We start from the raw sequence: 14,132 nt of genomic DNA, 5'->3' as shown, positions 1-14,132 counted from the left end.
GTTTTTCCTATCATTATAGCAAACTTTTTAAATGTTTAAGTCATTTAGACAAGCCTTCAACATATAATGTTTACGGATTAAGCAGTGGAGGATGAATGATGAGGGTAGTGTTCTTGTTTTTATTGACGATGCTTCTTGGATTGATGATTTACTTGAAGGTTGAAATGGATGAAGCCAAAAGAGCTTCGAACGAGACGGAAGCAGAGTATATTTTCGAAGAATACACAATCAGCGAGAGAGATGATTCTGGATATTACGGAGCAAGCAGAGATGGCAAAAGCATTTATTTTAAAAAGGAAAAAGTGCCAGACCACGAGAAGATTGAAAATGGCGATTCCGTTCTAGTGTACTTTGATAAAAGCGGGCGAATTGACGGACCTGTAAAAATAGAAAAAATAGACTAGGGAGCCAGTTGATAACCGGCTCCCTCGAATTTTTATCGGATTACCTTTCTTTCCTCAAGCTTTTGTGCGATTGCCGTCGTAAGCTCTTGGCCGCTTTTCGGCAAAGATGTCTTCATTACGGCATTCATAACTGGTGCAAGTGCGCCTTCAGCGGTCATTTCCAGATAACCAGTCATCTTTGTCCGGTTTTTATCCAGCGCTTCAGCGTTAAAATAACCGTTACCACTGAGGTTTTCATTGATTCCCTTTAAATCAAAAGTCACTCTAGTCGGCTCAATCCATTCCTTGATAGTCACCTGCAAACTGATTTTTTTCTTCAATACACCCACTGTTTCCTTGAACGTCCAATTGGACTGTTTTTCGTTCAACTTTTCATGGCTGATATATCCAGGCAATAATGGCGCCCAGTTGTCCATGTCTTTTACGAAATCCCAGACCTGTTCGATTGGAACATCAATGACAATATCGTGTTTTCCTTCTGGCATAATATCTCCTCCTTTTTCATCCTTTATGAGATATATGTTTTCTGTATGGATTTATACTTTGTCCATACTATTTAAAAGAGCAGTTTGCCATTCAATTAAAATTGTATTTACTGTAAAAAAAGACCATTCTAGATTGGAGCCCTCTGTCTGTATATTCCCAACATAAAACACAAAAACACACCTTTTCAGATGTGTTTTGCTGCTACTTCATATCAAATCCATTGACGAAAAATTGTACTGTTTCAAGTTCGTCCTCGCTAAGGTCCCTGCCAGCCATATTCCTGTATTCGTCAATGATCACTTTTGAAACTCCTTCGTATTTTTCTGTCAGATCCGCGATGGATCTTAGGAGTTTTACTTCCTCCTCGAACTGTTGCTTAGATAAGATGCCGGTATGCGACAGAATATAAAAGTCTGCATCAAAGACTTCAAGTTTGTTCAATAATTCCCTGATTCCATCGACTGTATAGTTATCTTTCCCGGAAAAAATATCTGGATAAAAGCTGTCTGCCAGGAACAATATCTTTTCCTCTTTGACATAGATGACCACCGAATCGTCAGCATGGTCACCTCCAACATGTTTAATAATGCATGTGATGCCGCCAAGGTCGATCTCGATTTCATCTTCGAATGTCATCACAGGCAGAGTGATGCTAATGTCCCGCTTTTCAGGAAACTCCTGTTTTATCGCATTAGCGCAAAATTCAATCTCCGTTCCTTCCGCTACCCTTTGATCTATTGCCTGATTGGACCAGGATAATGGGCGCAGCTTTTCAATTTCTTTTTTCGTCTTCGTCGAAGAAATGGATATTATTTTGCCCAAAGCAGATAGGCCGAATATATGATCCCAATGCCAGTGAGTCAAAACTACATAAGAAGGAAGATCCACGCCCTTTTCATTGACCATTTTCATGAAAAGGTTAGCGTGGGCTTCAGAATTTCCCGCGTCAATCATCAGAGTTCTTTCGCTGCCTGCAACGATTCCGAGGATTGGCCTGTCTGTCTCAGAAACTGGCGTCATATACCAAAATCGCTCGCCAATTCTTTCAATTGTTTGCATCCATTTCACCTATTTTCCTATTGCTTTCGTCCAGAAAGCCTTTAATTTTTCTTGATATTCTTCTTCAGCGATTGTATACGCCTCTGTGTGCCCAGCTCCCGGCACAATCCAAAGTTCTTTTTCGCTATTTGCTGTATCAAATAAACGTTGTCCCATTTCAGTTGGAACTAATGCATCCTGATCACCGTGGATGATGAGTAATGGAATTTTGTTTTTTGCAACACTGTCAATTGCCGATGCTTCAGCGAATGAATATCCTGCCCTGATATCCGTGATGAAACTTGTAACCTGCATGACCGGGAAAGCTGGCAGTTTGTATAAATACTTCAATTGGTGGCTTAATTCCTCAAGAACTGTCGTATATCCACTGTCAGCAATGATTCCCTTAACTTGCTCAGGAAGTTTTTCGCCGCTCGCCATTAGGACCGTTGCTGCCCCCATGGAAAAGCCATGCAAGAAGATCGTTTCCGCTCCAGCTCCTTCAGCTAAAAACCTTGACCATTGAACATAATCTTTGCGATCATGCCAGCCATACCCAATATACTCACCTTCGCTAAGACCGTGTCCCCTTGCATCAGGCTTAAGAATATCATAGCCCTGCTCATAATAAAACTTCGTGATACCAGGCATTTGTTCACTGTTTCCTTTATATCCATGAGCAAGAATCACTGCTTTACCGGAGGGATTCTCATTCTTTAGAAAGCGAGCCTTCAGTTTGAGCCCGTCTTCTGATTCTATTTCTACCAACTCAAAATCCTGTTTCGCTGTCCAGTCAGTGATTTCCTCCAGCTTCCTCTGCTCCTCATCTTCACTTAACAGTTTGGCAGCCGTTACACTTTTTCCGCCACCATGAAGGTCAACAGATTCTTGGCTCCGATTAATCGCGACATTATAAAAATAATTCCCTGCAGCAATCAATAGAATGAAAATCGTCAGAAACGTACCAGTTACTATCCATATTAATTTTTTCTTCACAATCACATTCCCCTTTTTCCCCTAGTTCTTGTCCTTTTTAAAAATAGTTTACCAGAAAGTATGGAAAAAAAGACCTTTTAGCGGGAATTTGTAAAAGTTAGTGCGGACCATTTTATGGGTATATACCAATAAAACGGATAGGAGGCTGATTGCAATGGAAATTGAAAAAAAACATATCCTTAAGTCATATAAAAACGAAGAAGAAGCTATAGATTCTATTGAAAAAATGAAAGATGAAAAAGATCATCCAGTAAACAGTTCCATTTCCGGCTATAACGTAGAAAAGAAATCCACCAAAGAATACCCTACGAATGCCTTTAGTCCAGGCGAGCTCGATATGGGAGAGCCGGCTTTTGAAGATTACAAGGATGACCCAACAGAAAACCCAGCATTAGAAACAGATAAAAAAAGGGATATAGAGCGGCCATTGCCTGAACGGGCTATGAATAATCGCATTAGATAAAACAAGGTGCACGGATGTTTATCCGTGCACCTTGTTTATTATTCAATTTCATCGATACATTGATATGCAACAGATTTTTCTAATCTATTTGTGAAAAACACATTTGTTAACTAATATATTTTTAGGTTGACATAAAATATTCAAAAAGTTTATTCTTTATTTATATTACGAAAAAGGAGCGCATCATACATGAAGTTCAAAGCATTGGATTTAACTCTAGCATCAATGTTCGTTGGCCTAATGGCTATCGGAGCTAACATCACCTCATTTGTGCCGTTCATGGTCGTTGGCGGTGTACCAATCACTCTTCAAACATTTTTTGCTATATTAGCAGGGATTATCCTCGGCAGCAGATTAGGAGCAATCTCAATGACTGTATACGCATTAGTAGGATTAGTAGGCGTACCGATTTTCGCTAGATTTGGAGCTGGTTTTTCTACTATTATCAGTCCAACATTCGGATTTATCCTTTCTTTTATTTTAACCGCCTATGTTGCAGGCAAAATCGTTGAAAAAAACCGAACACTTTCTGCTTTTGTCATTGCTTCATTAATCGGTCTCGTCATCAATTATGTTTTCGGAACAAACTGGATGTATTTTGCCTATAAATTCTGGGCAACTGCACCGGAAGGATTTACATATAAAATGGCTTGGCTCTGGATGGTCGCGCCGCTTCCAAAAGATATCATCCTTGCCGTGTTCGCTGGCATGATGGGTCACAGACTGGAAAGAACGGTCCTATCCAAAGGCAGTTTCAAGCACTTAAGAAAAGCAGCATAATCTAAAGGGGTGTAAGCATGGGAAACTGGAAGGAGTTAGCGCTTCACATTCTCGATGGATACGAGTTATCTGATGCAGAGGCATTAAGTATACTTAATTGTCCCGACAGTGAACTGCTCGAATTGCTTCAAGGAGCATATACAATACGGCATAACTATTATGGAAATAAAGTTAAGCTAAACATGATCATCAATACTAAATCTGGATTATGCCCGGAAAATTGCGGTTACTGTGCTCAGTCGAGTGTCTCTAATGCACCGATCGAAAAATATCGGATGATGGATAAGGAAACAATCCTGCAAGGTGCAGAACAAGCATATAACCTGAATGCAGGCACGTATTGTATTGTTGCCAGCGGCAGAGGACCTAGTGAAAAAGAAATTGATACAGTTACTTCTGCTGTTGAGGAAATTAAAGAAAAATTTGGACTTAAGGTTTGTGCTTGTCTCGGTATCCTTAAGCCTTCTCAAGCAGAAAGACTCAAGGCAGCAGGTGTTGACCGGTATAATCATAATCTCAATACGTCAGCAAGCCATCACAATGCCATCACGACATCACATACATACGAAGATCGAATCAATACTGTTGAACTTGTTAAAAGTTCCGGGATCTCACCATGTTCTGGAGTCATTATCGGAATGAAAGAAACTATGCAGGATGTGGTCGATATGGCCAGAAGTCTCAAGACGTTGGACGCTGATTCGATTCCAGTGAATTTTCTTCATGCTATTGACGGTACTCCTCTTGAAGGAACAGACGAATTGAATCCACGCTATTGCTTAAAAGTCCTTTGCCTGATGAGATACATCAATCCAACAAAAGAAATTAGAATTTCCGGCGGCAGAGAAGTTCATTTGCGAAGCTTGCAGCCTTTAGGCCTCTACCCTGCAAACTCCATCTTTGTTGGAGATTACTTGACAACAGCAGGCCAAGAAACTACTGCTGACCATATGATGCTACAAGATTTGGGATTTGAAATTGAATTTGCAAAAGAAATGGCAACATAAAAAAGGAAAACAGCTATTAAGGCTGTTTTCCTTTTTTGTTCTATAGCTATATGTAAGGAGACTGTACCTAATCAACCCTAAGGTCATGTCCCCAGTAAAAAGTAATCTGGCTCCCCAGGCAACTCACAAATCACTTCCTTTTATTATCCTTTTCAATTTTCCTGTGATCCGGTTTCTTCGGATAATCAGCAGTACCTTGAGGCGGTGCAGTAAAATCCCCTCTTTCATTTAGGTAATTACTTTTACTCTTCATTATAAAATCCTCTCCCTTCTATTACATATCAGAATGTTGCTCCTTGATTTGTTTCTTGATCGCCTTATCCCTCTCTCCACCATCTGCAAGTTCCTCGGAAAACTCATGCTCCTGAAGTCCCGGCTTACCCAAGAGTTTTGAACTCTCAATTGTCTCGGCAGAAAGATTATTATTGGCTGCACCTTCTTCGTTCCATTTTCCCATGCTACTCCCCCCTTTTTTCTTACTATTTGTTAAATCATTCCCCTTCATTCCAGATTAATGATGTATGAAAAAGAAATAAATCATTTGCTTTATTTCATGCACTTTTTTAAAAGTGGGCAAGAATAAAGATATAAATTTACATGGATGGACGTGAATTTCATGGATCACTGCGAACTGGTTGTGCTTCAAACAAGCGATATTCATGGCAATCTTTTACCTATAAATTATGGAGATCATTCGATAACACATTCAGGGATGGCGAAACTGGCATCTGCCTTCAAAGAGGCACGGCTAAATTGTGATTGCAGCTTATTAATAGATAACGGAGATGTCATTCAGGGCACGCCCCTTACTTATTATTATGCGAGATATATGAACAGACTAAAAAATCCAGTTATCAGTGTAATGAATTACCTGGGGTATGATGGCGCAGTCATTGGTAATCATGAATTCAATTATGGAAAGGAATTATTGAAAAATGCCATTAAGGAATCCAATTTTCCATGGCTATCCGCGAATATAGTGACGATGCATTCTGGGGAACCTGCTTTCGGAAAGCCGTATTTTATCAAACCCTTCTCAAACGGCTTGCGTGTAGCGGTCCTTGGAGCCACAACACATTATATACCGAACTGGGAAAACCCTGCTCACATCAAAGGGCTTGAATTCCATGATGCTTTTGAAACACTAAAAAAATGGGTTGTGTATTTACAAGAACACGAGAAATACGACCTCCTCATTGTTTCTTATCATGGTGGATTTGAACGAGACATTGAAACAGGATGTGAGACTGAACAACTAACTGGTGAAAATCAAGCCTATCGAATTTGTAAGGAAATACCGGGAATCCATGTTTTACTGACTGGTCACCAGCACTGCCAGCTTGCGGGGCAACTTAATGGAGTGCTGGTTGTTCAGCCAGGCCATAACGCACAGGCTTTTTCAAAGGTATGTATTAAATTTGAAAAACCGAATGGTACTTGGAATATTGCTGATCAGTTACTTGAGGTAATAGAAATTGATAAAAGCGTTAAGCCTGATGCAATTATCCTAGAGTTGACCAAGGAGTACGAAGAGGCAACGCAAAAGTGGCTCGATCAGCCTATCGGGGAAATTATTGGGGATATGCGTGTCTACTCCCCTTTTGAAGTCAGAAAAAAAGATCATCCACTCATCGAGTTTATAAATAAGGTACAAATGGATGCTGCCCAAGTGGATATATCTTCAACAGCGCTTTTCCATAATGGTGCCCCTGGATTTCCGAATAGGATCACCATGAGAGACATCGTTTCAAACTATGTCTACCCCAATACGTTGAAAGTGATCACTGTTTCAGGACAGGATATTAAAGACGCACTCGAAAAATCCGCAGAATATTTCCTATTAGATTCCAAAGGCGAAATCCAGGTTAATCCCGCCTTTGAGTCTCCTAAACCACAGCATTATAACTATGATATGTGGGAGGGAATTGAATACCTGCTTGATATCTCCCAACCTATCGGTAACAGGGTGAAACATCTGGAGTATAAAGGGAAACCTTTGCAATTAGATAATGCCTTTGACATAGTCGTCAATAATTACCGTGCAGGCGGTGGCGGAAACTACAATATGATCAAAGATAAGCCTGTTAAAAGAGAAATCCAGACAGACATGACAGAATTACTAGCTGAATATATCCAGAGACATGGGAGAATTCAGGCTACTTGCAATAATAATTGGAGAGTGTTGTCGCCTTAATAGGCAATTAGGACGAAATCTTTTATTAATGTTTGCTATTGATTCCAGTATCTGTTATGATGAAATAGAATTATTTTTGTTCGGTGTAAAGGATAGAAATTATTTCGTCTTAATGATCACTTTGGGCAAGGATAGTAACATAATGTGCAAATGCACTGGGAGGTAACAAGTAATGGAACAAGGTACAGTAAAATGGTTTAACGCAGAAAAAGGTTTTGGATTCATCGAGCGCGAAGGTGGAGACGACGTATTCGTACACTTCTCTGCTATCCAATCTGAAGGTTTCAAATCATTAGACGAAGGTCAAAAAGTATCTTTCGACGTTGAGCAAGGCGCTCGCGGACCACAAGCTGCTAACGTAACAAAACTATAATATTAGTTTTGTAAAATGAAGAAGGTTCCACTGGGACCTTCTTTTTATTATGCTTACTTCCCTCTCTCACCACCCCACTAATCCAACAATCACCAACTTTTTCATTCACATATCCCAATCAAGCTATAATTAGAAATGAACTTTTTACTAACCATGAGAATGGAATGTGAATTTTATCGAATATGTTATCGACTCCAAGCAAATAATTTAAAAGACTAAAAATAAGGCGGGATTACTATTGAATCAGCTGGAATTATTGCTCAGGATCGCTATTGGTTTTATTGTCTTACTTTCAATGGCACGATGGGCTGGCCGAAAAGAAATCAGCCAAATGACTTTTTTTAACCTAGTATCCGCTATTGCATTTGGGTCAATAGCGGCCGCGCTGGTAGTCAATTCTGCGGTAAGCATTGTTAATGGTGTCATTGCGTTAGTTGGCTGGGCTGCTTTTACAGTCCTAACCGACCAAATTCACTTAAAATCTAAAAAAGCCAGGAAACTGCTCGTCGGTAACCCGGTTATTGTTATTAACAAAGGTGAAATAATGGAGGGGGCTCTTAGGCAGACTCGTCTTGATGCAGATTCACTACAAGCGAGACTCCGGGAGAAGAATATCTTTTCTTTGAGCGATGTTGACTATGCAATCTTTGAAACAGACGGAAAACTTTCTGTCTTAAAGAAAGAAGGCAAGCAGACGGTTACAAAAAGTGACATGAAAATAGCGAAGACTTCAAGCGACTTTGTTCCGCTTTCAACAGAACTGGTATCTGATGGAATAGTAAATGTCCAAAACCTTGCAAAGATGAATAAGGATCAATTGTGGCTTAACCAGCAGCTTCAACAGGCTGGAATTCAGTCTGCAGAGGATGTCTTTTATACAGAAGTACAGCCTGATGGGAAGTTGTATATTGATAAAAGAGATGATCTTTTGAATTAAAAAGGGTGATGTTTAACGTATTCTCTTTATTGTAGTTCAATCTGAAACTATTGGAATGGGCCTCAAAACTAGAGAATAACTCATACTGAAAAAGTAAAAGAGGTGGAAAGCATACATCCACCCCTTTTCTTTCTATTACACTCCCTTAAATGCCAATCGATAGATTTCGGCTAGTTCTGATACTAATGGCAGCTTAGGGTTGGCAGTTGTGCACTGGTCTTCGAAAGCACGATCTGCAAGCTGGTCTACTTTTGCTTCAAATTCGGCTTTGTCTACTCCATTTGCTTCGATGCTCATTGGAATATCCATTTTCCTTGCTAATTTGATGATTGCCTGGACGAGACTTTCCACCCCTTCTTCAGTGGTTCGACATGGAAGTCCTAGTATCCTGGCGATTTCTGCGTACCGCTGGTCGGCGACAAAGCTTTCATATTTAGGGAATGCCGTGAATTTCTTCGGCTTTGTCGCGTTATAACGGATGACATGCGGCATTAAGATAGTATTGGAACGGCCGTGTGCAATATGGAATTCCGCTCCAAGCTTATGCGCCAGGCTATGGTTGATACCCAGGAATGCATTGGCGAACGCCATTCCGGCAATCGTTGAGGCGTTGTGAACCTTTTCCCGTGCCACTTCATCCTCCCCATTTCGATACGCTCTTGGCAGATACTCAAATACCAATTGGATGGCTTTAATTGCAAGACCGTCTGTATAGTCATTTGCCATGCAGCTGACATACGCTTCAATGGCATGTGTCAGTACATCCATTCCTGTATCGGCCGTAATATGCTTCGGCACAGTCATGACAAACTGCGGATCGACAATTGCGACATCAGGAGTCAATTCATAGTCTGCGAGAGGGTATTTGATATTGGCCTTTTTATCGGTAATAACCGAGAAAGATGTCACTTCTGATCCAGTGCCTGATGTTGTCGGAATCGCCACAAATTGTGCTTTGCGGCCTAGCTGCGGGTATTTGACGATTCGTTTGCGAATATCAAGGAATTTCTGCTTCAAGCCATGGAAATCGGCGTCAGGATATTCATAGAACAGCCACATGCCTTTTGCCGCGTCCATCGCTGAGCCACCGCCCAATGCAATGATGACATCCGGCTGGAAGCTCGTCATCATTTCCGCGCCTTTCATGACCGTTTCAATAGATGGATCTGGCTCTACATCAGAGAAGATTTCACAGTGTACGTAATCTGGACGCTTCCTTAAGTGATATAGCACTCTATCAACATATCCCAGCTTCACCATACCAGGATCGGTGACAATGAAAGCTTTCGAGATTTTTGGCATTTTCGCAAGATATTGCGTTGAGTTCTTTTCAAAGTATATTTTTGATGGGACCTTGAACCACTGCATATTCACGTTCCTTCTCGCAACTTTTTTCACATTGATCAGGTTGATGGCACCGACGTTCGTAGAAACTGAGTTTCCGCCATACGTTCCGCAGCCAAGTGTCAAGGATGGCAGGTAGGCATTATAGATATCACCAATCGCCCCCTGGGAAGACGGTGCATTCACGATGATACGCCCCGCTTTCATTTTTAGCCCGAATGCTTTTATGACTTCATCACTAGTGGAATGAATGACAGCAGAGTGGCCAAGCCCGCCGAATTCGAGCATCTCTTCTGCCCGCTTAAGACCTTCTTCCGTTCCATTCACTTTGTAGCAAGCCAATACAGGACTTAACTTTTCACGTGAAAGCGGGTATTGCGCACCGACACCCTTCAGCTCTGCAATAAGAATTTTAGTTTCTTCAGGTACTTTCACTCCTGCCATTTCAGCAATCTTATGTGCCGGCATTCCCACTATATCTGCATTAACTGCACATGAGTGTTCATTGATGACAAGTTTCTCAACCTTCGATCTTTCTTCTTCATTTAAAAAGTAGCAGCTATTGGCGATCATTTCTGCTTTAACCTCATGATAAATCTCTTTGTCAATGATGACAGCCTGTTCGGAAGCGCAGATCATCCCGTTATCGAAAGTTTTGGATAAAATCAGGTCATTGACTGCGCGTTTCACATTAGCAGTCCGTTCGATATAGCAAGGCACATTCCCTGGCCCAACGCCTAATGCTGGTTTTCCTGAACTGTAAGCCGATTTCACCATTCCGGCACCGCCAGTAGCTAATATCAAAGAAATCTTCGGATGGTTCATCAATGATTGTGTTGCTTCCAGAGAAGGCTTTTCAATCCACTGGATACAATCTTCTGGTGCACCGGCTCTAACTGCTGCATCGCGGAGGATTTTCGCTGCCTCACTGCTGCATTTTTGCGCAGACGGGTGAAAAGCGAATATGATAGGGTTTCTTGTCTTTATTGAGATTAACGCTTTGAACATCGTTGTTGAAGTAGGATTCGTTACAGGTGTAACTCCCGCAATCACTCCAACTGGCTCAGCAATCGTGATCATTCCTTCATGCTCGTTCTCGTCAATGATGCCTGCTGTCTTGTCATATTTGATATTGTGATACACATACTCTGTCGCAAACATATTCTTGATGATCTTATCCTCATAAACACCGCGTTTTGTTTCTTCAACTGCCATTTTAGCAAGGGGCATATGTTGATCAAGACCCGCCAGCGCCATTTCTTTTACAATTTTATTCACGGCTTCTTGATCTAGCTCCCGCATTTTCGCTAATGCATTCAATCCTTTTTCTAAAAGACTATCAACCATTTTAGTGACGGTTGTTTGTTCTTTTACCACTTTTTCAATTGTCCCCATGTTCAGGACCTCCTCTTTCTTTTAGGTTTTGCTAAATGTATGTTGTTCATATGTTGTTGAGTTTTGGATTAGGTTCATTGATTGAAGAGAGTAAGTGTTTTGTTTGTGAACATTTTCACAATTAGTGTCGAAAAAATCACTCGCAAACTGGATTTCTAGGTATTTTTTCAAAGCTGATGTCTGTTAAGAATTTCGTGCTTCTCTTAACAATGACAACGAAGTTAACTGTCCAGATGTAAGCTGGAATTTCTGTATCATCTTTATACATCATTGCTTCAAACTCATCACCTATTACTTCCTCGAGCATTTCCTGAGTATAGGTCTCAGTATCAGTTGAGAAAGGTTTAAATTCGCAGTACATCATTTTAATCACTCCTTTTCCTTTTCTAATTAAAGATTAACACATAAAACGAATAATACTTTGTGAAATATTGAACAAAGTATGAATTATCATTGTTCAATATTAGTAGGAAGTGAGACCAATAAAATGAAAACGCTTACAAATATAATGTTATTTAAATATAATAAAAGAGACTCTTTAAAGAGTCTCTAAAAATCAAATTGTACCCCGGTCAACTCTTCTGACACTTGCCATAAACGGTTCATGGTCACTTCATTAAACACACCAGGGGCCGGGATTTCAATTGCAGGATATCCTTTTCTATTGCCCCTGCCATCTGGGCCGATATATTCACCGCCGTTCAAGCTGTCATCCGCTGCGGCATAAATCGTCGGAAGTGCCCCCATTGCTGCAGGTTGGGAGAAGAGTTTCATCAGACCTTTCATATATTTAGGAGTTTCACCTTTTCCTAAATTGAATAGATTCGTATTTGATATTCCCGGGTGACAGGCAACACTGATTGTTTCAATTCCATGCAGTTTCAAGCGGTTATCAAGCTCCTTTGCGAATAACAGGTTCGCAAGCTTGCTCTGACCGTAAAACTTCATTGCTTTATAGCCTTTAGAGCCGTCTAGATTGTCAAAGTCGATTGAAGCTCCACGATGAGCAATACTGCTTAGAGTGACCACTCGGGATCCAGGTGTCTTTTTCAAAAGTGGCAGTAAAAGGCCTGTCAACGCAAAATGTCCTATGTGATTGCTGCCAAATTGAAGTTCGAACCCATCTTTTGTCTTGCCGTATGGAGGAATCATCACCCCAGCGTTATTGATTAATATATGTAAATGTCTAAATTTTTCGATAAAACCTGAAGTAAAATGGCGGACACTTGCAAGGTCTGCCAGATCCAGTTTCATCATTTCAACTGATACTTTACTATTTTCTTGCAGAATGGAATCTACAGCAGCCTTGCCCTTTTCTTCATTCCTCACCGCGAGAATGACATGAGCTCCCTTGTCGGAAAGCTTTCTGGCAGCTTCAAAGCCAATTCCGCTATTTGCTCCCGTAATAATAACGGTTTGTCCTGATAAGTTCTCCCTTAACATATACATGCACCTCCAAAAGCTTCTATTTTACAAAATGGCAAATGTTCTCGATGACTTCTTTTTCCCAATAGTATGAATTAAAGGTATGGTCTGCCCCAGTCACCAGGTGTAGTGCAGCCCGTCCCTGGTAGCATTTCTCCTGATATTTCTTGGATTCCTCAATCGAAACAGCTTCATCCCTTGTTCCATGGATGATCAAAACATCCCGTTCAAATGATTTAGCCCTTTCCCATACATTAAAGGAATTTAGCTCAGCAATAAAATCCTTTCCTATTAAATTCCCACCTATGTCGAATGCGTTCTCTTCTTTTATATAAGCAGAATTTTTCTCCATAACTTTCACCTTCTCTGCCATATTGCCAGCTGGAGCCAGTAAAATAAGTTTCTCAATTTCCCCTGGATGATCTCCGGCAAGAAGACTGGCAACCAATCCTCCCATGCTAAAACCAAGAACAATTACTTTTTCCTTATCAATTTCTGGATGTGATTGAACATACTCGAGAATCGTTTCTGCCTCTGCTAACTCATTCAAAACAGTCATATCTTCAAAATTTCCATCGCTTTCTCCGCTTCCTAAAAAATCGAATCGGAAGCTGGCAATCCCAAGTTCTTCAAGTGCCCTGGAAATCTTTAAAAAGAAACGGTGCGGCTCGAGCTTGCTTCCAGTAAAGCCATGCAGAAGAATAACAGCAGGAGCCTTTTTCTGAGCCAACAAGGGGAAATGCGCCATCCCCCTCATCACCTTGTTTTTATGTAATAGCGAAACAGCTTGTTGCATTCGCATAACTCCTTCCGATGTTTTCAATATCTTCAATGGTATCACAATTGGTCTGATTAACCATTGAAATTAACTTGAATATATTCCATACTAAACACATAGGAATTATTGGAGGGATAAAAACATGAATCTTTTTGCTGAAAAATGTCCGCGTTGTAAAAAAACGCTGGAAGTTAAAGCGCATCCTTCAAGCAAGACGATCATCATTAAGGCTTGCACCTCAGGCCATTATGAAAAGGAATTCCATCCAGCATTGGAGACCTATATAGAGAGAAATAAAGTATCATAGTCTTTGAAGCAGGGCCTCAATTTGAGTGCCCTGCTTTTTCGTCAATGGGTTTTATTTTTAATTCACCAAGATGACAATTTTTGTTTTCATAATTTGTTCACATTTGTCTTCAAAACCGTAACAATTTCCATGTTAGAATGATTACAAATAAATTAGTGTGATATTTATCACACTTATTACCACAACTTACCGTTCATTTTTGGCT

17 protein-coding genes are annotated in these 14,132 nt (G+C 40.5%); 8 read left to right on the top strand and 9 right to left on the bottom strand.

Annotation, left to right across the window (positions count from 1 at the left end; all coding sequences use genetic code 11):
* The first annotated feature begins 95 nt into the window (after positions 1-95).
* Entirely contained in the window at positions 96-404 is a 309-nt protein-coding gene (locus LGO15_RS12510; protein WP_226084938.1) for a hypothetical protein, read from the top strand.
* A 32-nt stretch (positions 405-436) separates the two neighbouring features.
* Here the strand turns inward: LGO15_RS12510 and LGO15_RS12505 are convergent, their stop codons facing one another.
* The 3 genes from LGO15_RS12505 to LGO15_RS12495 all read right to left on the bottom strand — a co-directional run bounded on the left by LGO15_RS12505 (position 437) and on the right by LGO15_RS12495 (position 2,924).
* Complete coding sequence (locus tag LGO15_RS12505; protein ID WP_167830740.1) at positions 437-889, bottom strand: SRPBCC family protein; 453 nt, start codon at positions 887-889, stop codon at positions 437-439.
* A 202-nt stretch (positions 890-1,091) separates the two neighbouring features.
* Complete coding sequence (locus LGO15_RS12500) at positions 1,092-1,949, bottom strand: MBL fold metallo-hydrolase (RefSeq protein ID WP_226084937.1); 858 nt, start codon at positions 1,947-1,949, stop codon at positions 1,092-1,094.
* A gap of 9 nt (positions 1,950-1,958) precedes the next feature.
* A complete protein-coding gene (locus LGO15_RS12495) occupies positions 1,959-2,924 on the bottom strand; it encodes an alpha/beta hydrolase (RefSeq protein ID WP_226084936.1) in 966 nt (321 codons plus the stop codon).
* Positions 2,925-3,078: 154 nt separating this feature from the next.
* On the opposite strand from LGO15_RS12495, the gene LGO15_RS12490 reads away from it, so the two are divergent.
* The 3 genes from LGO15_RS12490 to bioB all read left to right on the top strand — a co-directional run bounded on the left by LGO15_RS12490 (position 3,079) and on the right by bioB (position 5,174).
* Complete coding sequence (locus tag LGO15_RS12490; protein WP_226084935.1) at positions 3,079-3,387, top strand: hypothetical protein; 309 nt, start codon at positions 3,079-3,081, stop codon at positions 3,385-3,387.
* Positions 3,388-3,576: 189 nt separating this feature from the next.
* Positions 3,577-4,167, top strand: coding sequence for a biotin transporter BioY (locus tag LGO15_RS12485; protein WP_226084934.1), 591 nt, complete (start codon positions 3,577-3,579; stop codon positions 4,165-4,167).
* A 17-nt stretch (positions 4,168-4,184) separates the two neighbouring features.
* Positions 4,185-5,174: a biotin synthase BioB gene (gene bioB, locus LGO15_RS12480; RefSeq protein ID WP_226084933.1), complete on the top strand. Its 990-nt coding sequence runs from the start codon at positions 4,185-4,187 to the stop codon at positions 5,172-5,174.
* A 130-nt stretch (positions 5,175-5,304) separates the two neighbouring features.
* Here the strand turns inward: bioB and LGO15_RS24185 are convergent, their stop codons facing one another.
* Both LGO15_RS24185 and LGO15_RS12475 read right to left on the bottom strand, forming a co-directional pair.
* Entirely contained in the window at positions 5,305-5,427 is a 123-nt protein-coding gene (locus LGO15_RS24185) for a hypothetical protein (protein ID WP_264163688.1), read from the bottom strand.
* A gap of 21 nt (positions 5,428-5,448) precedes the next feature.
* Positions 5,449-5,631, bottom strand: coding sequence for a hypothetical protein (locus tag LGO15_RS12475; RefSeq protein WP_167830734.1), 183 nt, complete (start codon positions 5,629-5,631; stop codon positions 5,449-5,451).
* A gap of 159 nt (positions 5,632-5,790) precedes the next feature.
* Here LGO15_RS12475 and LGO15_RS12470 point away from each other — a divergent pair, with 159 nt between their 5' ends.
* The 3 genes from LGO15_RS12470 to LGO15_RS12460 all read left to right on the top strand — a co-directional run bounded on the left by LGO15_RS12470 (position 5,791) and on the right by LGO15_RS12460 (position 8,678).
* Positions 5,791-7,368, top strand: coding sequence for a bifunctional metallophosphatase/5'-nucleotidase (locus LGO15_RS12470; protein WP_226084932.1), 1,578 nt, complete (start codon positions 5,791-5,793; stop codon positions 7,366-7,368).
* Between the two features lie 172 nt (positions 7,369-7,540).
* The gene (locus LGO15_RS12465; protein ID WP_044392209.1) at positions 7,541-7,741 is read left to right on the top strand and encodes a cold-shock protein; all 201 of its coding nucleotides are present in this window, start codon (positions 7,541-7,543) and stop codon (positions 7,739-7,741) included.
* A gap of 238 nt (positions 7,742-7,979) precedes the next feature.
* Positions 7,980-8,678, top strand: a complete 699-nt coding sequence (locus LGO15_RS12460) for a DUF421 domain-containing protein (protein ID WP_226084931.1) — start codon at positions 7,980-7,982, stop codon at positions 8,676-8,678.
* A gap of 135 nt (positions 8,679-8,813) precedes the next feature.
* Here the strand turns inward: LGO15_RS12460 and adhE are convergent, their stop codons facing one another.
* The 4 genes from adhE to LGO15_RS12440 all read right to left on the bottom strand — a co-directional run bounded on the left by adhE (position 8,814) and on the right by LGO15_RS12440 (position 13,638).
* Entirely contained in the window at positions 8,814-11,417 is a 2,604-nt protein-coding gene (gene adhE / locus LGO15_RS12455; RefSeq protein ID WP_167830731.1) for a bifunctional acetaldehyde-CoA/alcohol dehydrogenase, read from the bottom strand.
* A gap of 136 nt (positions 11,418-11,553) precedes the next feature.
* Positions 11,554-11,781 (bottom strand): hypothetical protein, encoded by a 228-nt coding sequence (locus LGO15_RS12450; protein ID WP_167830730.1) that lies wholly within the window; start codon positions 11,779-11,781, stop codon positions 11,554-11,556.
* 185 nt (positions 11,782-11,966) lie between these two features.
* On the bottom strand, positions 11,967-12,860 hold the full coding sequence (locus LGO15_RS12445) for an oxidoreductase (protein WP_167830729.1): 894 nt from the start codon (positions 12,858-12,860) through the stop codon (positions 11,967-11,969).
* A gap of 22 nt (positions 12,861-12,882) precedes the next feature.
* Positions 12,883-13,638: an alpha/beta hydrolase family protein gene (locus tag LGO15_RS12440; RefSeq protein ID WP_226084930.1), complete on the bottom strand. Its 756-nt coding sequence runs from the start codon at positions 13,636-13,638 to the stop codon at positions 12,883-12,885.
* Between the two features lie 124 nt (positions 13,639-13,762).
* Here LGO15_RS12440 and LGO15_RS12435 point away from each other — a divergent pair, with 124 nt between their 5' ends.
* Positions 13,763-13,927, top strand: coding sequence for a hypothetical protein (locus LGO15_RS12435; protein WP_167830727.1), 165 nt, complete (start codon positions 13,763-13,765; stop codon positions 13,925-13,927).
* The last annotated feature ends 205 nt before the right edge of the window (positions 13,928-14,132 follow it).

The organism is Mesobacillus sp. S13 (assembly GCF_020422885.1).
GTDB lineage: Bacteria > Bacillota > Bacilli > Bacillales > Cytobacillaceae > Mesobacillus > Mesobacillus selenatarsenatis_A.
This window is presented reverse-complemented; position numbering and strand designations above follow the sequence as displayed.